Raw genomic sequence first — 20,387 nt, forward strand, 5'->3', positions numbered from 1 at the left:
CCCTGTGGGAGTGAGCCTGCTCGCGATGAGGCCAGCAAAAGCACCTAATATTTTGGACAGGACCCCCATGAACACCACCGAAAGCCTAAAGGATTACCAACGGGTCCGCCTGCTGGCGATCCGTTCGCTGTTCGAGATCATCGAGCAGTCCAGCGAAGGCACGGTGATTGTCGACCGCGATGCCAACATTGTGTGGATGAACGAGCGCTACGCCCGGCGTTTCGGTCTGGAATCGGCAGAAGGCGCCATCGGCAAGGCCTGCGAAAGCGTGATCCCAGGCAGTCTGTTGCGCGAGGTGGTGCGCACCGGGCGCCCGATTTTGCTGGACATGCAGGACACACCCAAAGAGCCGCTGGTGGTCATGCGCCTGCCAATTCACGACGATGTGGGGGTGGTGATCGGCGCGATTGGTTTTGCGTTGTTCGACGAATTGCGCAGCCTGTCGCCGATGCTCAAGCGCTATATGAGCATGCAGGAAGAACTGGCGTCGACCCGCTCGCTGTTGCGGGCGCGGCAGACCAAATATAATTTCGCCCACTTCATCGGCACCAGCGCGGCCAGCCTTGAAGTCAAACGTCGTGCCCGGCGCAGCGCCAGTGCCGAGTCACCCGTGTTGTTGCTCGGCGAAACCGGCACCGGCAAGGAGTTGCTCGCCCAGGCGATCCATAGCGCATCGCCACGTGCGCACAAAGCCTTCGTCAGCATCAACAGCGCGGCAATCCCCGAGTCGTTGCTGGAAGCGGAATTCTTTGGCACCGCCCCCGGCGCGTTTACCGGCGCCGACCGCAAGGGCCGCGTCGGCAAACTGCAGATCGCCCAGGGCGGCACATTGTTTCTGGATGAAATCGGCGACATGCCGTTGCCGCTGCAAAGCAAATTGCTACGGGTTTTGCAGGAAAAGGAGTTCGAGCCGGTTGGCTCCAACGAAGTGATCCAGAGCGATGTACGGGTGATTGCCGCAACGTCCACCGATCTAGAGGCTGCGATCAAACGCGGCGAGTTTCGAGCGGATTTGTATTACCGCCTCAATGTGCTGCCGATCCACGTGCCGCCCCTGCGCGACCGTCTCGACGATATCCCGGCGCTCAGCGAAGCGATTCTTGAGGAATTGCGCAGTCGGCATGAACTGAACCCCGAGGCGCTGGAGTTGTTGGGGCAGCACGCGTGGCCGGGGAACATTCGCGAACTGCGTAACGTCCTGGAGCGGGCGGCGTTGCTCAGTGATGATCTGGTACTGGATGCAGCGGAGATACGTGCAGCGATTGGCGCCTTCACGCCGGTGGAGCGCTCGACACCGCTGATGATTGAGCCGGTTGCGCATGAGACGTTTAGCGAGGCTCGAGAGCGGTTTGACCGGCAATTGATTGAATCTGCCCTCACGCAATGCGGGGGCAAGGTAATTGAAGCAGCGGCTCGGCTGGGTCTGGGGCGGTCGACGTTGTACAAGAAGATGGTGGCGCTGGGGATTGCTGAGTCTCCATAAAGAGACACTAATCTCCGTTATTAGACAGACCATCGCGAGCAAGCCCGCTCCCACAGGTTTAGCGAATCAGCCAGAAAAATGCGGTCAACTCTAGGAGCGGGCTTGCCCGCGAAGAGGCCAGAGCAGTCGAAAAAAGTCTCAATTCAGAGACGACCATTTCAAAACCCCATCACACCTCCTATATATATCCTTATATTTCAACAAGTTAGGTGCATGGCACGAATCTCGCTAAAGCCCTCTCCCACAAAAGACCTACCCTACAAAAATAACAATCCAGGAGACACACCATGAGTGTGATCATTGCCTTGGCAGCCCTCGCGCTGCTGATGTTGGCTGCTTACCGTGGCTACAGCGTTATCCTTTTTGCCCCGATTGCCGCCCTCGGCGCCGTCCTGCTCACGGATCCCTCCGCCGTCGCCCCAGCCTTTACCGGGGTGTTCATGGAGAAAATGGTCGGATTCATCAAACTGTATTTCCCGGTGTTCCTGCTCGGTGCCGTGTTCGGCAAACTGATCGAGTTGTCCGGCTTTTCACGTTCAATCGTCGCCGCCGCCATCCGTCTGCTCGGCACGCGCCAGGCGATGCTGGTGATTGTGCTGGTTTGCGCACTGCTCACCTACGGCGGCGTGTCGCTGTTTGTGGTGGTGTTTGCGGTCTATCCGTTTGCCGCTGAAATGTTCCGCCAGAGCAACATCCCCAAGCGTCTGATCCCGGCGACCATCGCCCTCGGTGCGTTTTCGTTCACCATGGACGCCCTGCCCGGCACCCCGCAAATCCAGAACATCATTCCCAGCACCTTCTTCAACACCACCGCGTGGGCGGCGCCATGGCTAGGTGTGATTGGCGCGATCTTCGTGTTCTGCGCCGGCATGCTGTTTCTCCAGCGCCAGCGCAACAAGGCTCAGCTTGCCGGTGAAGGTTACGGCACCGAACTGCGCAACGAGCCGGAAACCGCGGCCGACATCAAGCTGCCGAACCCTTGGATCGCCCTGTCGCCGCTACTGGCGGTCGGCATCATGAACCTGCTGTTTACCCAGTGGATCCCGCAGTGGTATGGCAAGACCCACAGCCTCGCGCTACCGGGCATGGCCACGCCGGTCACCACCGACATCGCCAAGCTCACCGCGATCTGGGCGGTTCAGGCAGCCTTGCTGGTCGGCATCATCATGGTGCTGGTATTCGGCTTCCAGGCGATTCGCGGCAAATTGGCTGAAGGCAGTCGAAGTGCAGTCAGCGGATCGTTGCTCGCGGCGATGAACACAGCCTCGGAATACGGCTTTGGGGCGGTGATCGCCTCGTTGCCAGGTTTCCTGGTGCTGGCTGACTGGCTCAAGAGCATTCCGAACCCGCTGGTCAACGAAGCCATTACCGTAACGTTGCTCGCGGGCATCACCGGTTCTGCGTCGGGCGGGATGAGCATCGCCCTGGCAGCCATGGCCAATGACTTCATTGCGGCGGCCCATGCGGCCAACATTCCGCTGGAAGTGCTGCACCGTGTAGCCGCGATGGCCAGTGGCGGCATGGACACCCTGCCGCATAATGGCGCGGTGATTACCTTACTGGCGGTCACAGGCCTGACGCACCGTGAAGCCTATAAAGACATTTTCTGTATTACGCTGATCAAGACCCTGGCGGTCTTCGTAGTGATTGGCACTTTCTACGCCACTGGCATTGTGTGAGGTATTCATGACGACTCTTACAGGTAAGACCGCACTGGTCACCGGTTCCACCAGCGGCATTGGCCTGGGCATCGCGCTCAGCCTGGCCAAGGCCGGCGCCAACGTGGTGCTCAATGGTTTCGGTGATGCCTCCAAAGTGATTGCCGAGGTCCGGCGGTTCGGCGGCAAGGTCGGTCATCACCCGGCCGACGTCAGCGACCCGGCGCAGATCGCCGAGATGATCGACTACGCCGAGCGTGAGTTCGGCGGCATCGACATTCTGGTCAATAATGCTGGCATCCAGCACGTGGCGTCGGTGGAAGATTTTCCCATTGAACGCTGGGACTCGATTATCGCGATCAACCTGTCGTCGGTGTTTCACGGCACCCGCCTGTGCCTGCCGCGCATGCGGGCCAAGAATTGGGGGCGGATCATCAACATCGCCTCGGTGCATGGTCAGGTGGGTTCGGTAGGCAAGGCCGCGTACGTGGCGGCCAAGCATGGGGTGATTGGCTTGACCAAAGTGGTGGGCCTGGAGACCGCAACCACACAGGTGACTTGCAACGCGATCTGCCCGGGCTGGGTGCTGACGCCACTGGTGCAGAAGCAGATCGATGACCGCGCCGCGACCGGGATCGATCCGCAGCAGGCACAGCATGATTTGCTTGCAGAGAAGCAGCCGTCGCTGGAGTTCGTTACCCCGCCGCAGTTGGGTGAACTGGTACTGTTCTTGTGCAGCGAGGCCGGTAGCCAGGTGCGTGGCGCGGCGTGGAATATTGATGGTGGGTGGTTGGCGCAGTAATCCTGCGCTAGACCGCGTTATCGTTCTTCGCGGGCAAGCCACGCTCCCACATCAGATCGCGTTCACCTGTGGGAGCGTGGCTTGCCCGCGATTGGATCTGAAGCTAGAAAAAGAGGCCAAGCCATGTCCGACATCCTCTGGCAACCCGGCGCCGAGCGCATCGGCAAGTCGCGCATGGAGGCCTTTCGGCGCTCCATCAGTCAGCGACACCACCTCCACGTTGATGACTACCCGGCCCTGCACCAATGGTCCATCGATCAGCGCGAAGACTTCTGGCAGGCCATCGTCGATTTCTTCGACATCCGTTTCCACGATCAACCGGATGCGGTACTGATCGAGGGCGCGCAAATGCCAAGCGCCCAGTGGTTCCCCGGCGCCACGCTGAATTTTGCCGAACACCTGCTGCGCCGTCGCGACGATGCCATCGCAGTGATTTCCATTGGCGAGAGCGGCCAGCGCGAACACTTGACCTGGGCTGAGTTGGCGGAGCATGTGGCCGGGTTCCAACACAGTTTGATTGCCGCGGGTATCGGCGTTGGCGACCGTGTGGCGGCGTGCATGCCCAACACCTGGCAAACCCTGGTGGCCATGCTCGGCACAACCAGCCTGGGGGCGGTCTGGTCCTGCTCGTCGCCGGATTTTGGCACTCAAGGTGTGATCGACCGCTTCGGCCAGATTGAGCCGAAAGTCCTGATCACCTGCGCCGGTTACCGCTACGCCGGCAAGGACGTCGACCAAACCGGCAAAATCAACGAAATCCTTGAACGCCTGCCCTCGTTGCAACAGTTGATCGTTGTGCCATATGCAAGGCCGCAGGCTCACATCGTGGACTTCCATACCCGTGCCAACGTGACGTTGTGGGAGGATTTCTACGACGTTGGCGGCGAGCCGGATTTCGTCCCCGTGCCTTTCGCGCATCCGCTGTACGTCCTCTATTCCAGCGGCACCACCGGCGTGCCGAAATGCATCATCCACAGTACCGGCGGCGTTTTACTGCAGCACGTCAAGGAACATGGGCTGCATTGCGATCTTGGCGCTGGCGACCGCTTGTTCTACTACACCACCTGCGGCTGGATGATGTGGAACTGGCTGGTCTCGGCCCTCGCTGTGGGCAGCGCCGTGGTGCTATACGACGGCTCTCCGTTCCATCCTGATCCGCAACGTTTGATCGACCTGATCAACGATGAGCACATCAGCGTCTTCGGCACCAGTCCCAAATATCTCGCCACGCTGGAAAGCAACGGCGTGAAACCACGGGAAAGCCATGACTTGAGCAGCCTGAAAACCCTGCTCTGCACCGGTTCCGCACTGTCGCCCCAGAGTTATGACTACGTCTACCGCGACCTGAAAACCGACCTGTGTCTGGCTTCGATGTCCGGTGGCACTGACATCGTTTCGTGCTTTGTGAACGGCAACCCGTTTCAACCGGTACGCCGGGGCGAGATGCAGGGCAAGAGCCTGGGCATGGCCGTCGAAGTGTGGAACGACGAAGGGACGCCGGTGATCGGCGAAAAAGGTGAAATGGTGTGCACCCGGCACTTTCCGGCGATGCCCATCGGTTTTTGGAATGACCCGCAGCAGGAAAATCTTCACGCCTCGTATTTCAGCCAGTTCCCCGGTGTCTGGGCCCAAGGCGATTACGCCGAGCAACTGCCCCACGGCGCGATGATGATTCACGGCCGCTCGGACGCGGTACTCAACCCTGGCGGCGTGCGCATCGGCACGGCGGAAATCTATCGCCAAGTGGAAAAAGTCCCGCAAGTGCTGGACAGCGTGGCCATCGGCCAGCAATGGCAGGGTGACGTGCGGGTGGTACTGTTTGTGCGGTTGCAGGATGACGTCGAACTGGACGAAGCCTTGCAGCAACAGATCCGCCAGGTCATCCGCGCCAACACCACGCCGCGGCATGTGCCGGCAAAGATTGTCGCCGTGACCGACATCCCACGGACCATCAGCGGCAAAATCGTGGAGCTGGCGGTACGCAATGTGGTGCAGGGTGAGAAGGTGAAAAACACCGATGCCTTGGCCAACCCCGAAGCGCTAGAGCAATTTCGGGACCGGCCAGAACTCGGAACTTAAGCGATCATGCGGGTGCGTCAATCAAAGTAAGCACCCAGTGGGCGTTTTCCATAGGCAGCTGCCGGCGCAGACACGACAGTGTTGTTCAGAGTGATCAGAACCGGCCCTGCAATCGCCCTATCGGCGCTCGCTTCAAGCGCGCCCTGCACGATGGCCATGTTGCGATCATATCGACCCTTGTCCGTGTACAACTGGCTTAGCAGCGAAGTGGCCACAGCCAATGAGTCAGCATTTTCAAAGGTCTTGGAACTGGCGTGACAGGCACTGCCCTCATCTGTGACTGGGAGACGTCCGGACGCAAGATTCAAAAGCGCAGCCACGTCCAACAACTGGCCATTGCCTACGTCACGGCCTGCATCGCGGGCATAGCCGACATCACCGGTTTGCGCTGCCCCATGGAACATTTCATGAATCAGGTCGTCTGCCACGACGTTATGGTTAAAACCCAGACTGATGAAATGCCTGTTGAGATGGGGGGTGTAGATTTCGATGAACTTCGTGTCGGATTGCCCGTTTGCACCTTTCCATTGTTGGTAAGCAATCGAGTCAAAAGCCGCAATGTTGTCAGTGTCTTTGAGGGGGTCGAGTAAAAAGTTACTGATGGAAACGCCCCCAAAGTCAGCCCTGACCGCTCTCAAACTGTTCAACAAGCGATTCAATGCATCGCTCGGATTGCTACCCATCAGGAATTTGATGACCAAATCGCGCTCCGCTGTAAAGTCACGAAGGGTCAGGGCATTGATCGCATTGTCGATTTTTGTAATTGCCCGTGGCAAGCTCCGCTCAATGAGCTGCCGGGTATAGCTGAGGGGCAATGTCTTTTGGGAGCGCGGCAACCGGACAGGCGCCACAAAGGTGAATTGACTCAGCTTCGGCCCCCAGGGTTTTCCCGATCGATTGAGGGCATACCATTGAAAGTTGTTCCGCACTGCTACTACGTTAAACGTGTCACCGGTTGCACCGCGGGGCCGCCAGGTGCCTTGGCCGGTATAGGCGGTATTGGCTGCTCCAACCAGGTCGTAAGTTTTATCACGACCATGGAGTTTGCCCAACTGGGATTTCGCCAGCCCAAGAAGCTCTTGTGCCTGTCTGTTGAAGCGTAGAGCTCCCTTGTGGACGAGCTTTCCGGCACCGAAAAACACCGTTGGCACATCATCCACTGGGTTGAAGAGGGAAACGGACGTCACGAACGCGAGCTTGGTCAGGCGGGCAGCCTTGGACGTCGAAGATATCGCTTTCGCCGAGATGCTCAGCGCAGTGGCACTCGCCCCCACAAACGCCCCTACCAACGCGATGGCATCCATGACGCAACCATAGACCCCGTCTACGACTCGGTTTCTCTCTCCGGAAGAAATATCCTCAATACACTTCTTGAAGGGAACCACCAGATTCACAAAATACGTCGCAGTTGCTTCGCCCTGTGTACGTTCGCTTTCAAGCGCTGTCGGCACGACGGCCATAGTTTCAATTTCATCAAACGTTCGAAACGGATGACTCTTCACAATAAACTCGGCAATCCGCTGGATCTGCGGGTTGCCAAAATTTTTATAAACACTTTGCTCCCGCGCCGTTATAACGGTCGGGGCAGGAAGCTCGCCCAACTTTTCAATAATCGCCCTGCTGCCGTCCCCTGAGTCATGATCTACTGTACCGTCTGTGTACTCTTTGAGACTGACAGGCAAAGCCTCGAGAGACGGTACTGGTAATTCTGCTGTCAAGTCCCCTTTAAAATCCATTCTAGCGGCGGACTTTAGTTTTCCTGAGCGCGCTATCAGCGCCCCGAGAGCGTTATTTTTCCGCAGTTCACCCTGCAAGGTAAACAACTCATAACAAATAACAGTGCCTGCGTGGAAAACGCACATCGCACTACCAAATCGCCCTGTGGCAGCATCTTTACCTTGTTGGGTTTCATAGTATTTTGTGACAGGCACCGGCCCAAACGTATAGTAGGTCGTTGTCTCAACCGCCAAAGCGCGAAAGGTAAAGAAGGTGATCCTACCTTTTAGAAAGGCTTCAAGATCATAAGGAAGCATGTGTGCAAAGGCCAACTTCACATTGGTCATCAGTGCATTGTTCAAATTATTGTAATAACCCCGCAGTTGGCGATTAAACTCATTATTGTTGGGCACCATATTCCGCAACTTCGGATAGCGGCTATAAACGCTGACGACGGAAGCATCGTACAGGGAGGGCCTTTTGTAATTGGTGATACCGGCCAACAAATCGGGCGTTGTGGAAATATGCTCATCGGGAAAAACAGCGCGAAAATCCCACTGACCGCCTACCAGGTCACCCGACATATGCAAATCGACCATGGACATGGCGGTAGGAGATGCATATAGGCCGGGACGCTGATTGAGAACTTTATCGTCAAGAAAATCACACGTTGGCGCGGCCGACTGCAACGCCGCCCTAGCGATATCTTCTCTGCTCGGCAGGGGACTGGAATAGGCGCGAGCGAGGTGCGTGAAGTTATCCGCGTACTCCTGGAAAGCAGAAAGCGCCCGCTCCGTGGTGTCCTTTTCCGCTTGAGTAAGTTCATTCGTCGTCACCACGCCATTTATCAGCGCCCAGTCAACGATTGGATCAATCATTGCCAGATCCCGCAGGCGGGTCAACGGGTCACTGACAGGCTCCAGGTCGGCATACGCCATGATTTGCGCATACGTCATAACACGACAAGCCCCTTTGCTGACCGCTTCGGCCAGCGCTACTCCGTGGCAGAAGGACACCCAGCCAACCGAACCCATCATCAGCGATGGCGGAACGCCCTTGACCAGAAATTCTGGGGCAATTTCCGCCAGCAGCAAGTGGGACGCCAACGGGGCCACGGCAGGATCAACCCAGCCCTTGGTATAAAGAAAGGCTTGCAGATCATCGCGCACGACCGACGAAGATCGCTCGACATTTTCCGGTGCATACAAATCGAACCCGTCAATACTCTTTCGACCTTGAGCGTTGCCAATGAACGGATTCAGGTCCAGCAAAATCGCCGTTATCAACAGTTGCGCCAGGTCCTCTGCCAACACGTTCTGCCCGGATTGCGCGCCAAACCACTCCAACTCCGATACGTATTTTCTGGCACAAGCCTGAGCAACCGGATGGTTGACCATTTGAACGATTCGTTCAGCGGCATTATCGTACGTTGTAAAAACGCGACCCGTTTCACGGTACAGTTTGTCCAACAGCTTTTTGTCCGACGCTACAACCTTGGCCGTGATCTGACGCACACGTGTAAATTGTTCAGTGGTCAATACGGCTAACGACGGATCATCCGCAACAAGCTGCCCCCAATAGTTCCCCAGTTCGTCCACGCCAGGATCAAACTCTAAAAACGCCATCAAATTTTTGTTTTCCGTCGCATCAGTCGGAACATTCAGACCATGAAACGCTAGCCATTGACCAACGTCGACGAGATCCTCCGCATATACGTAACCTCCGGCCAGACTGGCAATATCCCCTATTATCAAGAGCTCCTGATAGTTAATGGACTCATGAATGAGGTTTATATTCACCACTTCCCATTCCGTGGTATCTGTTCTGAATATTTCCAGCCTGCCAGAGGCGTTAATACGCGTTGACGCCATATTCTCTACACGGTGATGGCGGAGTTCGTTCATCACGATGGCATTGTCGGCTAATTTATTCCACGACACTCGACCCGGCATGTGCATTTGATAAAGCGAAGACCCCACCTCCAAACCAAGCTCATATCCTTGCAAATTGTAAGCCCCTTCGTCCGCTTGTTCCTCGAAGACATCTTTTAACAAGCTAAATACCAAATCACGCTCCACGGCATCTGCCTTTAACTGCTGATGCTGCTCCACAGCAACCCCGTCCGACATCGGACAGGCTTTGTATTTTAGTTTAGACTTCATATGACAACCTCATGCTTTTAAATTACCGATAGTTCCAACCAGCAAAATAATTACTTCTTTGCGCAGAACTAACCAGCAAAAACACGTGAGATAAAATGTCCACCAACCCAATTAAGCCATCACCCTACTTACATAATGCCTACCCCACCCAACCACCTTTTGACGGATCAACTGCTGGATCTCAATTGCCGCACAGCTTCAAGCGCAACTTAGAATGCAAGTTGAGGTCTTCAAAGCGCGGAATGTCGAGTTTGATGTTGCGTATCACAATGGACACGTCGTTACGTTGCTTGAACAGGTTGACCCGAAAGCGCCCGATACCCGGCAGCGAAATGGCCAGGTTTATTTCCTGTTCATGTCGAACGCCAGAAGTTGTTCGGTGTCCATGAACGACGCGGCAATCGCCTCCACTTCACCGGGTTTGAAGGGTTGATCACTCAGTGGTTCAAGTACCCCATCGAACCCCGCGCCGGGCGGAGCCCCCGTGAACAGGTACAGGTCCGCGCCATTGCGGTTGGCCCGACGTGTTAACTCGTGCATCATTTTCCATGGCAAAAAACACCCGCGAAGCATTCAATGAAAAAATAATGACCCAATACGGGTCATCCAGCGTCTACCGCCCTACGAGATAGAAGACGCCGCCACACCGACTTAATCGCAGGACCACTTGATGAACGCATCACCCACCGGCAGCGATGCCCTGGCCTTGATTGCCAGACTGGACTGGACACGCACCCCATTGGGTGCTGCCGGCACCTGGCCGCAAAGCCTGCGCACCGCCGTGGACATCGTGATTCACTCACCGATGCCGATGCTGTTGCTATGGGGACCGCAATTCACGCAGATCTACAACGACGGCTTCGCCCTCCTCGCCGGCAGCAAACATCCACACGCTTTCGGACAGCCGACGCACCAGATCTGGCCAGAACTCCAGGACTTTACCGACCCGATTTACAGCGCCGTCCTACAGGGTCAGGTGCGCACCTACAGCGAACAACGCTTTACCTTGCAACGTGACGGTAAGGATTCCGACTTCTGGCTGGATTTGACCTACAGCCCGATCCGCGATGAAAGCGCCGAGGTAGCCGGGATTCTGGTCACGGCCATCGAAACCAACGAACGCCGCCGCATCGCACTGGAGCTGGAACAGCGCTCGGCCGCCAGCCTCAAGGCTCAGCGCGATACCGAGCAACGTCTGCAACTGGCCCTGGCCGCCACCGACGCGGTCGGCACCTGGGACTGGGACATCGGCGAAGACCGTTTTCTCGCCGACGCTCATTTTGCGCAACTGCACGGCATCGATCCGGGCATGGCCGGGCAATTGCCGATCAGCGAATACCTGCACGGCGTGCATCCGGAGGACCGGGCGATGATTGCGCGCAGCATCAAGCACTGCATCACCCATGGCACCGAGTACGCCGAGGAATATCGCCTGCTGCAACCCGACGGGCAGTTGCGCTGGGTGTTTGCCCGGGGGCGTTGCTACAAGGATCATCACGGTCGGCCGATGCGTTTTCTCGGTGCGGCGCTGGACCTGACGGAACGCAAACACACTGAACAGGCGTTGCGCCAGAGCCAGACCGAGCTGCAACTGATCATCAACGCCATGCCGGTCCTGATCAGCTACGTCGACAGTGGAGAGCGTTTCCGCCTGAACAACTCCGCGTACCTGGACTGGTATGGGCTGACGCCGCAGGAACTCTACGGCAAAACCATTCGTGAAGTGCTGGGCGACGAGGCCTACGCCTTGCGCGCCGAGTACATCGCCGAAGCGTTGAACGGCAAGCCCTGCAGTTTCAGCATCAGCACGCCGCACCGTGACGGCAGCCTGCGCCAGGCACTGATGAATTACCTGCCGCGCCACGGTTCGGATGGCGCGGTGAACGGGTTCTACATTTTTGTGATCGACGAAACCGAACGCAAACAAACCGAAGAAGCGTTGCGCAATCTCAACGAAACCCTGGAAGAGCGCGTCGCCGCCCGCACGCAGCAGCTGGCCGAAGCCAACCAGCGTCTGCAAAACGAGATGTTCGAACGTGAGCGCGCCGAAGACGCTTTGCGTCATGCGCAGAAAATGGAAGCGGTCGGCCAGCTCACCGGCGGCATCGCCCATGACTTCAACAACATGCTCACCGGGATCATCGGCAGTCTTGACTTGATGCAACGCTACATCGCCGACGGACGCACCGACGAGATTGGCCGTTTTACTGAAGCCGCCGTGTCCTCGGCCAACCGTGCCGCCGCATTGACCCATCGTCTGCTGGCGTTCTCCCGGCGCCAGTCGCTGGATCGCAAACCGCTGAATGCCAATGAACTGGTGCGCTCGCTGGAAGATTTGCTCAGCCGTACCAAGGGCGACCACATCGAGCTCAACCTGCAACTGGCCGATGAAGTCTGGCCGATCAGCACCGACGTCAGCCAACTGGAAAACGCCCTGCTCAACCTGGTGATCAACGCCCGCGACGCGATGCCCGATGGCGGCGAACTGCTGATTGAAACGGCCAATGTTTACCTCGACGGAAGCGACATCACCACAGTGGAACCGGTCAAGGCCGGGGACTACGTGATGATCGCCGTCAGCGACAACGGCACTGGCATGACGCCATCGGTGCTGTCCAAGGCATTTGACCCGTTCTTCACCACAAAACCCATCGGCCAGGGTACCGGCCTGGGGTTGTCGATGATTTACGGCTTCGCCCAGCAATCGGGTGGGCATGTCAGCCTGTTCAGTTTGCCGGGCAAGGGCACCAGCGTGCGCTTGTACTTGCCACGCCTGCACGCCATGGAACCGCAAGACGTGCTGATGCCGCTGGCGGGCGAGGCGCCGCCAGCGATTGCCGGTGAAACCGTGGTGTTGGTGGAAGACGATCCGGCGGTGCGCATGCTGGTGCTCGACTTGCTCAAAGAGTTGGGTTATCACGCTCACGAAGCCGAAGATGCGACGACGGCCCTGCCCTTGCTGGAATCTGATCTTCGCGTCGATTTGCTGGTGACCGATGTCGGGTTGCCGGGCATGAACGGCCGGCAACTGGCGGAGATCGCCCGTCAGCATCGCCCGGACCTCAAAGTGTTGTTCATGACCGGTTACGCGGAAACGGCCGCTGAACGCCAGGGCTTTCTGGAGGAAGGCATGGACATGGTCACCAAACCCTTTTCCATCGACCTGCTGGCCAACAAGATTCGCACGATGATCGGCCAACCGGAGTGAGTTGAGGCATAATCGCCCGCCCCCGCTGGCACCAACATAGCCACCATCGTTGCAAGGTATGCAAATGAAAGCTCAAGCCCGCCATATTCTGGTGAAAACCTCGGAAGAAGCCGAGCAACTCAAACAACGCATCGCCAAGGGCGAAGCCTTCGATGTGCTGGCCAAAAAATACTCCACCTGCCCGTCCGGCAAACGCGGTGGCGATTTGGGCGAAGTGCGGCCGGGACAGATGGTGGGGGTCATTGATGCGGTGATTTTCAAGAAACCGCTACGGGTAGTGCATGGGCCGATCAAGAGCAAGTTCGGGTATCACCTGGTGCAGGTGTTTTACCGGGATTGAGCGGTTGGCTTTAGGGCCTCATCGCGAGCAGGCTCGCTCCCACATTGGAATGCGCTCCCCTGTGGGAGCGATCCTGCTCGCGATCCGATTGCACAGCAAACTGCCATTCATCCCTTATCTCGGGATCAGCGCCCCCGGCACCTGAATCACCCGACTCGCCAACCGATGCCCCGCCTCAGCGGCTTCAATCACGCTCCCACCCTTGAGCCGACTGGCCAGGTACGCCGCACTGAACGAATCCCCCGCCGCCGTAGTGTCCACCACGCGCTCGACCTTCTGCGCCGGCACTTCAAACGACTCGCCGTCACAGCGAATCAGGCACGCCTGTGAACCGCGCTTGAGCACCACTTCCGGCGTGCCGATCTGTTCGTACGCGGCAAACACAGCACCGCAATCGGAAAAATGAAACAGTGCCTGCTCGTCTTCAACCGTCAGCAACGCCAGATCCACATAGGGCAATACACTGCGATACGCCGCGCGGGCTTCTTCAACTGACGCCCACAACCGCGGCCGGTAATTGTTGTCGAAGACGATCCGTGCATCTCGCTGACGAGCTTCGATCAAGGTTTCCGATAACTTCTCCCGACCTCGCACACCCAGTACCGCCAAGGTGATGCCGCTGAAATACAGCACGTCGTAATCCGGTAGCGCTGCCAGAATCGGTGCAGCGGCCGGGGTGGTAAAGCAATCGCGCACGGCTGCTTCGTTGCGCCAATAGAGGAACCGGCGCTCGCCCATCGCGTCGGTCTGGATGCAATACAAACCGGGCAAACGTCCCGGTAGGCGCTGAACCATACCCAAGCCAATGTTTTCGCCGGCCCAGTTCTGACACATGGCGTCGCTGAAACTGTCGTCGCCCAGGGCTGTGACGTAATCGACGATGCCGCTCGTACCCAATTCACGGGACAGATAAACGGCGGTGTTCAACGTGTCGCCGCCGAAGCTTTGTTGCAGGCTGCCGTCGGCGCGTTGTTGCAGTTCGATCATGCATTCGCCGATCAGGGCGATGCGCGGGGTATTGGGGCCGAGGGGGCTGATGGTGTTCATTGTGTGGGATCTCTAGTGTTTCTTTGTTGTCTGGGCGGGCCTCTTCGCGAGCAGGCTCGCTCCCACAGGGATTGTGTGAACACTGAAAATCCAATGTGGGAGCCTGCTCGCGATGCCCGCGCCTCGGTCTGAAGCCTTAGAAACAGGTCTCCATGGTTTCGATGACGTTCAGTTGCTCATCCACCAGACACCCCGTGCGCCACTTGTCGAACGTCAGGCACGGGTGCGAAGTGCCGAACGAAATGATGTCACCCACTCGCAATTCAACCCCCGGCGCCACGGTCATGAACGCGTGCTGATCCATCACCGCCGTCACCTTGCAGGCGCTGACGTCATCGCCTTTCGCTGGCACCACACCGGCCTTGTAACGCAGCAAAGGCACCGGCAAACCCGCATCGTAGGCCACGTCACGCTTGCCCAGGGCAATCACCGCAAAACCCGGCTCCGGCATCGACTGCACGTGTGCCCAGACCTCCAGCGCAGGGCGCAGGCCTTCATTCAGATCGCTGCGGCGGTCGAGCACGCAGCATTGCGCTTCCTTGTAGATGCCATGGTCGTGGGCCACATAGCTGCCCGGACGCAATACACTGAGGAAACGCCCGCCCGCGTTTTGAGCTTCGAACTCCTCGGCAATCAAGTCATACCAGGCCGACCCCGATGCGGTGATGATCGGCTTGGCAATCGCAAACGCGCCGCTGTCCTGCAACTGCACCGCCAATCGCACCAATGACCCGGCGAATACGCGGATGCCGGTGACCGCATGATCACCATGGATCACGCCTTCGTAGCCTTCGATACCGGTCAGGGCCAGCGCCGGTTGCGCGTTGATGGCCTTGGCCAGTGCGATGACTTCGTCTTCAGTGCGGCAACCACAACGACCGCCCACCACGCCGTACTCGATCATCACGTTCAGCCGCACGCCGCGTGAGGCAAAGTAGGCGCCGAGGTCAGCGACATTGTCCGGGTGATCGACCATGCAATGAAAATCGAAAGTCGGGTCTGCCAGCAGAATGGCAATCAGCGCCATGTTCGGCGTGCCGACCAATTGGTTGGCCATCAGCACCCGACGTACGCCATGGGCATACGCCGCACGGGTTTGCGTGGCGCTGGCCAGGGTGATGCCCCAGGCGCCGGCGTCCAGTTGGCGGCGAAACAGGGCCGGGGTCATGCTGGTTTTGCCGTGAGGCGCCAGCTCGGCGCCGCTGTTGCTGACAAAGTCCTGCATCCAGCGAATGTTGTGTTCGAGCGCTTCGCTGTGCAGCACCAGCGCCGGCAGGCTGACATCACGGACCAGGTTGGCGCCAATATGGGCAAAGCCCTTTTCCACGGCAGCAGTATTTTTGGCAGTAGACATGGTCGAACTCCTCACATTCGCGGCCGCAGGCAGCCGCATTTATTCGTTGATACGCCGGGCCAGGTGGTTGGCATTGTCGATCAGCACCCGACGATAGTCGTTGTAATGAGTCTTGGCATCAGCCCGTGGGGCCACGATGCACAGGGTCGCAATGGCCACGCCGCTGGGGTCTTTGACCGGGGCGGCGAAGCAATGGGTAAAGGTGTCCGCGACGCTATCGAAGGAGAAAAACCCATCAATCCCGGCCTGACGGATTTCAGCCAGAAACTGTTCCAGCGGCAGACGTTCGCCGTTGGGCAGGATGAAGTCGTCGTTGTCGATCAGGTCGATGATTTCCTGGTCACTCAAGTGCCCCAGCAGCAAGCGCCCGGAAGCCGTCCAGGGAATCGGCGCGTTTTCGCCGATGTCCGAGGAAATGCGGAAATGTCGCTCGCCCTCCTTCATCAGCGCCACGGTGTATTTGCGCCCGTTGAGCAGGCACATCTGGGCGGTTTCGTGGGTCTGGCTGACGATTTCCTGCAGCGCGTGATCGGCCTCGCGGGTCAGGTCGAAATGACGCAAATGCGCCTGCCCGAGGAAGTACAACTGACGGCCCAGATAGACGTGACCCTCCTTGCCTACGGGTTCGAGAATCCGTCGTTCCAGCAGGGATGCGACCAATTCGTAGACCGTGGATTTCGGACTGCCGATGCCGCTGGCGATTTCGTTCGGGCGCAGCGGTTTGCCGACTTCCTTGAGGAAATCGAGGATATCGAACGCCCGGTCCAGACCGCGAGCCCGGCGCTTGATGGTGTCTTCGGTCATGTCTGTGGTTCCCAAACAAAGTGCCGGGAGTTTACCTAGAGTGCTGTGTTGACCGTTAGGCCGCCATCGCAATGCTCAGGCCTTTTTCTTGTACGCGATGCAGTCGATCTCGACCTTGCAGTCGACCATCATGTTCGCCTGCACGCAGGCACGGGCCGGAGCGTGTTCGGGCTTGAAGTACTCGGAGAAGACCTTGTTGAAACTGGTGAAGTCCCGCGGATCCTCCAACCAAACGCCAGCACGCACCACGTCTTCCAGGCCATAACCGGCCTCTTGCAGAATCGCGATCAGATTCTTCATGGTCTGGTGGGTCTGTTCGACGATACCGCCTGTAATGATCTCGCCATCCACCGCCGGCACCTGCCCGGAAACGTGCAGCCAGCCATCGGCCTCAACGGCGCGGGCGAAAGGGCGAGGCTGACCGCCAGCGGCGGTGCTGCCGGTGCCGTAACGAGTAATGCTCATGAGTGTTTCTCCTGATTGAAAGTGAGTATTCTTTTGTAAAAGTCAGAACCGCGTGTTCTTCAGAAATTCAGCCAGACGCGGTGATTGCGGGCGCTCGAACAGCTCCTTGGGTGGCCCTTGCTCTTCAATGCGCCCCTGATTCATGAAAACGATCTTGTCCGACACCTCGAATGCAAAACGCATTTCATGGGTGACCAGCAACATGGTCATGCCTTCGTCGGCGAGGCCCTTGATCACGTTCAGCACTTCGCCGACCAGTTCCGGATCGAGGGCCGAGGTGACTTCGTCGAACAACATCAGGCTCGGGTTCATCGCAATCGCCCGGGCAATCGCCACGCGCTGTTGCTGACCGCCGGACAACTGACCGGGATAGTGATCACGGCGTTCCAGCAAGCCGACGCGCTCCAGCCACTTCTCCGCTAGAGCAACAGCCTGGTCCTTGTGCAGTTTTTTTACCTTGAGCAGACCCAGAGTGACGTTCTGCAACGCCGTGAGGTGCGGGAACAGGTTGAACTGCTGGAACGCCATGCCGGTCATTGCACGATGCCGGGCGATGACTTTTTCCGCATGGCGCACGCGTTTACCGTTGACCTCGTCATAGCCGATCGACTCGCCGTCGAGCATGATCTGCCCGCCCTGGAACTCCTCGAGCATGTTCACGCAGCGCAGCAGGGTGGTCTTACCCGAGCCGCTGGAACCGATCAGTGTGACGACGTTGCCGCGCTGCATGGTCAGGTCGACGCCCTTGAGCACTTCGAGCTTGCCGTATTGTTTGTGCAAGCCGCGAATGTCCAGCAGGGCCTGACCGTTTTGCGTGTTGGAAAGTTGTGTCATGGCAAGGCCACCCGCTTTTCAATGTGCCGGCCGAGTAACTCGATGCCGTAGTTGATGACGAAAAACAGAAATCCGGCGAACAGGTAAAACTCCAGGGTCATGAAGGTCCGGGCGATGATCTGCTGCGTACTGAGCAGCAACTCCGCCACGCCGATCACCGACAACAGCGTCGAGGCCTTGACGATCTCGGTCGACGAGTTGACCCAGGTCGGCAAAATCTGCCGTAGCGCCTGAGGCAACAGTACGTAACCGAGGGATTGGAAAAACGTCAGGCCAATCGCCTTGCTCGCTTCCATCTGGCCACTGGGCAATGCTTGCAACGCACCGCGCACGATCTCGGCAACGTGGGAGCCGCAAAACAGCGTCAGTCCCAAGGCACCGGCCTGAAACGCACTGATCTGCCAACCCAATGCCGGCGCCATATAGAAGCAGGCCAGCACCAACACAAACACCGGCGTGCCGCGAATCAGGTCGACGTAGAAGCGAAACGGCGCGCGCATCCAGAACTTGCCGTAGGTCAGCACCAGACCGGCGACAATGCCAACCATTGTGCCCAGCAAAATCGCCAGCGCGGACACTTGCACACTGGTCAAAAAGCCTTGCCACAACACTTCGCGGGCAACCCATAACTCATGCAACCAACTAGGGGATTCGTACATGGGGGCTCCTATCGGCGGATCGCCAGACGCTGCTCGAGGTAACGCAGCATCATGGCAATGAGGTAACAGGCCGCCACATAGAGCGCGGTGGTCACCATCCAGGTTTCAATCACCCGGTAGCTCTCGACATTGATCTTGCGTGCGTAATAGGTCAGCTCCGGCACCGCAATCGCAGCGGCCAGGGAAGTGTCCTTGAACAGCGAAATGAAGTTGTTCGACAAGGCCGGTAACACATTGCGCAACATCACCGGCACGGTGACGTACGCCTTGACCTGCCACTCGCCCAAACCGATGGCCAACCCTGCTTCTCGCTGGCCCTTGGGAATGCTCAACAAGCCACCCCGGAACACTTCGGTCAGATACGCCCCGGCGTAAAGCGACAGGGTGATGATGAACGACGGGATCTTGTCCAGACGGATACCAAGGCTCGGCAAGGCAAAGTAGATCAACAGAATCAACACCAGAATCGGCGTATTACGGATCACCGTCACATACACCGACGCCAGCACCCGCAATGCACGATGCTTCGAGAGCAAAGCAAACGCCATCATCAGGCCGATCACGCAACCGATGGCGATCGACACCAGCGCCAGTTCAAGACCCAGACCGAGCCCCGCCAGCAAGGTGTCGAAATCGCGCCACACGGCGGCAAAGTTCAACTGATAGTTCATGGTCAGCAGTACCTTGAGCGGGGCGCGCTACAGGCGCCCCGCTCTCACGGGATCATTTGAATTCGACGGGAAAACCGATGGCTGGGGTAGGCAGATCGACACCGAACCACTGCTTGAAGGAGGCCGCGTAGGTCGGGAACTCAACGCCGGTCATGGCTTCATGCAGGGTGGTGTTGACGAAATTCAGCCAGTCCTGATCGCCGCGTTTAACTGCGCAAGCGTAGGTCTGTGGGCTCCAGGCGTAAGTCGGGCTGCGGTAACGGCCAGGGTTCTGCACCATCAGGTATTTGACCGACGACTGATCGGTGGCCGCGGCGTCGGCACGACCGGAGTTCACCGCCTGGTACATCAGGTCCACGCTGTCGTACTGATCGACCTTGGCCTTGGGCAGCGCCTGATGTACCAATTCTTCGGCGTAAACGTTCTGCAAGACCGCCACGGTCACGCTGTCGTTGGCAGCCTTGAGGTCTTCGATTTCCTTGTATTTGCTATTGGCCGGCAACAGCAGGCCGACGCCTTCGCGGTAGTAAGGCAGGGTGAATGCCACTTGCTGCGCACGACTGGCGGTCACGGTAATGAACTGGCAACTGATGTCGACCTTATCCGTCAGCAAGTTGGGAATCCGCGCATCAGACGACTGCACCACAAACTCGACTTTGGTCGGATCGTTAAACAAGCCCTTGGCGATCATTCGCCCGATATCGATATCGAACCCCTGCAACTTGCCATCCGCTCCCTGGAAGTGCCATGGCGCATTGGTACTGCCCGTGCCCACAATCAATTTCCCGCGGGCCAGCACGCTATCGAGCTTACTGTCCGCCGCCTGGGCCACGCCCATGGCAGCGGCTGTAGCTGCGAGAACAAAAACACACGCTTTTAACAAGGAAGGTCGGCGATGCATGGCAAGCACTCCAGGGTGATGTTTATTCCGCTATACCGGACGTTGGTGTGTAACAACGGAATAGACAGCAGAAAGTATGCCACTGGTTGCGGAGGGAATGTGGGTGAGATTGAAAATCGAATTGAATCAACGGGATGGGGAAAACGCAGGTGAATCTGTTACCCAACGCACGTGAGGGGAAGCGCTACCGTTGGCTACAGCGTG

Annotated in this window: 15 protein-coding genes and 1 pseudogene; 6 read left to right on the forward strand and 10 right to left on the reverse strand. The window is 58.0% G+C overall.

Annotated features, from left to right (window positions below; genetic code table 11):
* The first annotated feature begins 67 nt into the window (after window positions 1-67).
* The 4 genes from AC3ISI_RS14775 (at window position 68) to AC3ISI_RS14790 (ending at window position 6,022) form a co-directional block, all read left to right on the forward strand.
* The gene (locus tag AC3ISI_RS14775) at window positions 68-1,483 is read left to right on the forward strand and encodes a sigma-54 interaction domain-containing protein (RefSeq protein ID WP_489332589.1); all 1,416 of its coding nucleotides are present in this window, start codon (window positions 68-70) and stop codon (window positions 1,481-1,483) included.
* 287 nt (window positions 1,484-1,770) lie between these two features.
* Window positions 1,771-3,162 (forward strand): GntP family permease, encoded by a 1,392-nt coding sequence (locus AC3ISI_RS14780; RefSeq protein WP_489332590.1) that lies wholly within the window; start codon window positions 1,771-1,773, stop codon window positions 3,160-3,162.
* Window positions 3,163-3,169: 7 nt separating this feature from the next.
* On the forward strand, window positions 3,170-3,943 hold the full coding sequence (gene hbdH, locus AC3ISI_RS14785) for a 3-hydroxybutyrate dehydrogenase (protein WP_489332591.1): 774 nt from the start codon (window positions 3,170-3,172) through the stop codon (window positions 3,941-3,943).
* 123 nt (window positions 3,944-4,066) lie between these two features.
* Window positions 4,067-6,022 (forward strand): acetoacetate--CoA ligase, encoded by a 1,956-nt coding sequence (locus AC3ISI_RS14790; protein ID WP_489332592.1) that lies wholly within the window; start codon window positions 4,067-4,069, stop codon window positions 6,020-6,022.
* Window positions 6,023-6,039: 17 nt separating this feature from the next.
* Here the strand turns inward: AC3ISI_RS14790 and AC3ISI_RS14795 are convergent, their stop codons facing one another.
* Entirely contained in the window at window positions 6,040-9,900 is a 3,861-nt protein-coding gene (locus AC3ISI_RS14795) for a hypothetical protein (protein ID WP_489332593.1), read from the reverse strand.
* A 217-nt stretch (window positions 9,901-10,117) separates the two neighbouring features.
* A pseudogene (locus tag AC3ISI_RS14800) lies at window positions 10,118-10,443 on the reverse strand (type IV pili twitching motility protein PilT); the annotation flags it as partial.
* Window positions 10,444-10,570: 127 nt separating this feature from the next.
* On the opposite strand from AC3ISI_RS14800, the gene AC3ISI_RS14805 reads away from it, so the two are divergent.
* Together AC3ISI_RS14805 and AC3ISI_RS14810 are read left to right on the forward strand one after the other, a co-directional pair.
* Window positions 10,571-13,108, forward strand: a complete 2,538-nt coding sequence (locus tag AC3ISI_RS14805; protein WP_489332594.1) for a hybrid sensor histidine kinase/response regulator — start codon at window positions 10,571-10,573, stop codon at window positions 13,106-13,108.
* 64 nt (window positions 13,109-13,172) lie between these two features.
* Window positions 13,173-13,448, forward strand: a complete 276-nt coding sequence (locus AC3ISI_RS14810; protein WP_007898282.1) for a peptidylprolyl isomerase — start codon at window positions 13,173-13,175, stop codon at window positions 13,446-13,448.
* Between the two features lie 114 nt (window positions 13,449-13,562).
* Here AC3ISI_RS14810 and AC3ISI_RS14815 read toward each other — a convergent pair whose 3' ends face one another.
* The 8 genes from AC3ISI_RS14815 to AC3ISI_RS14850 form a co-directional block, all read right to left on the reverse strand.
* Window positions 13,563-14,495, reverse strand: coding sequence for a sugar kinase (locus AC3ISI_RS14815; protein WP_489332595.1), 933 nt, complete (start codon window positions 14,493-14,495; stop codon window positions 13,563-13,565).
* A gap of 136 nt (window positions 14,496-14,631) precedes the next feature.
* Complete coding sequence (locus AC3ISI_RS14820) at window positions 14,632-15,849, reverse strand: amino acid deaminase (protein ID WP_489332596.1); 1,218 nt, start codon at window positions 15,847-15,849, stop codon at window positions 14,632-14,634.
* A gap of 39 nt (window positions 15,850-15,888) precedes the next feature.
* On the reverse strand, window positions 15,889-16,653 hold the full coding sequence (locus tag AC3ISI_RS14825) for an IclR family transcriptional regulator (RefSeq protein ID WP_489332597.1): 765 nt from the start codon (window positions 16,651-16,653) through the stop codon (window positions 15,889-15,891).
* 75 nt (window positions 16,654-16,728) lie between these two features.
* Window positions 16,729-17,118 (reverse strand): RidA family protein, encoded by a 390-nt coding sequence (locus AC3ISI_RS14830; RefSeq protein ID WP_047529738.1) that lies wholly within the window; start codon window positions 17,116-17,118, stop codon window positions 16,729-16,731.
* A gap of 42 nt (window positions 17,119-17,160) precedes the next feature.
* Complete coding sequence (locus AC3ISI_RS14835; protein ID WP_489332598.1) at window positions 17,161-17,952, reverse strand: amino acid ABC transporter ATP-binding protein; 792 nt, start codon at window positions 17,950-17,952, stop codon at window positions 17,161-17,163.
* Window positions 17,949-18,611: an amino acid ABC transporter permease gene (locus AC3ISI_RS14840; protein WP_489332599.1), complete on the reverse strand. Its 663-nt coding sequence runs from the start codon at window positions 18,609-18,611 to the stop codon at window positions 17,949-17,951. The genes AC3ISI_RS14835 and AC3ISI_RS14840 overlap by 4 nt, the downstream gene beginning before the upstream one ends.
* An 8-nt stretch (window positions 18,612-18,619) precedes the next feature.
* Window positions 18,620-19,282 (reverse strand): amino acid ABC transporter permease, encoded by a 663-nt coding sequence (locus AC3ISI_RS14845; protein WP_109636084.1) that lies wholly within the window; start codon window positions 19,280-19,282, stop codon window positions 18,620-18,622.
* Between the two features lie 52 nt (window positions 19,283-19,334).
* On the reverse strand, window positions 19,335-20,183 hold the full coding sequence (locus tag AC3ISI_RS14850; RefSeq protein ID WP_027923780.1) for a transporter substrate-binding protein: 849 nt from the start codon (window positions 20,181-20,183) through the stop codon (window positions 19,335-19,337).
* Window positions 20,184-20,387 lie beyond the last annotated feature (204 nt).

The organism is Pseudomonas sp. GL_139_B, from assembly GCF_057834475.1.

Bases quoted from the DNA above. Each gene is read 5' to 3' on its own strand.
- AC3ISI_RS14795 (WP_489332593.1), bottom strand. From the start codon at position 9,900: ATGAAGTCTAAACTAAAATACAAAGCCTGTCCGATGTCGGACGGGGTT.
- AC3ISI_RS14850 (WP_027923780.1), bottom strand. From the start codon at position 20,183: ATGCATCGCCGACCTTCCTTGTTAAAAGCGTGTGTTTTTGTTCTCGCA.
- AC3ISI_RS14840 (WP_489332599.1), bottom strand. From the start codon at position 18,611: ATGTACGAATCCCCTAGTTGGTTGCATGAGTTATGGGTTGCCCGCGAA.
- hbdH (WP_489332591.1), top strand. From the start codon at position 3,170: ATGACGACTCTTACAGGTAAGACCGCACTGGTCACCGGTTCCACCAGC.
- AC3ISI_RS14775 (WP_489332589.1), top strand. From the start codon at position 68: ATGAACACCACCGAAAGCCTAAAGGATTACCAACGGGTCCGCCTGCTG.
- AC3ISI_RS14825 (WP_489332597.1), bottom strand. From the start codon at position 16,653: ATGACCGAAGACACCATCAAGCGCCGGGCTCGCGGTCTGGACCGGGCG.
- AC3ISI_RS14815 (WP_489332595.1), bottom strand. From the start codon at position 14,495: ATGAACACCATCAGCCCCCTCGGCCCCAATACCCCGCGCATCGCCCTG.
- AC3ISI_RS14845 (WP_109636084.1), bottom strand. From the start codon at position 19,282: ATGAACTATCAGTTGAACTTTGCCGCCGTGTGGCGCGATTTCGACACC.
- AC3ISI_RS14805 (WP_489332594.1), top strand. From the start codon at position 10,571: ATGAACGCATCACCCACCGGCAGCGATGCCCTGGCCTTGATTGCCAGA.
- AC3ISI_RS14820 (WP_489332596.1), bottom strand. From the start codon at position 15,849: ATGTCTACTGCCAAAAATACTGCTGCCGTGGAAAAGGGCTTTGCCCAT.
- AC3ISI_RS14810 (WP_007898282.1), top strand. From the start codon at position 13,173: ATGAAAGCTCAAGCCCGCCATATTCTGGTGAAAACCTCGGAAGAAGCC.
- AC3ISI_RS14780 (WP_489332590.1), top strand. From the start codon at position 1,771: ATGAGTGTGATCATTGCCTTGGCAGCCCTCGCGCTGCTGATGTTGGCT.
- AC3ISI_RS14830 (WP_047529738.1), bottom strand. From the start codon at position 17,118: ATGAGCATTACTCGTTACGGCACCGGCAGCACCGCCGCTGGCGGTCAG.
- AC3ISI_RS14790 (WP_489332592.1), top strand. From the start codon at position 4,067: ATGTCCGACATCCTCTGGCAACCCGGCGCCGAGCGCATCGGCAAGTCG.
- AC3ISI_RS14835 (WP_489332598.1), bottom strand. From the start codon at position 17,952: ATGACACAACTTTCCAACACGCAAAACGGTCAGGCCCTGCTGGACATT.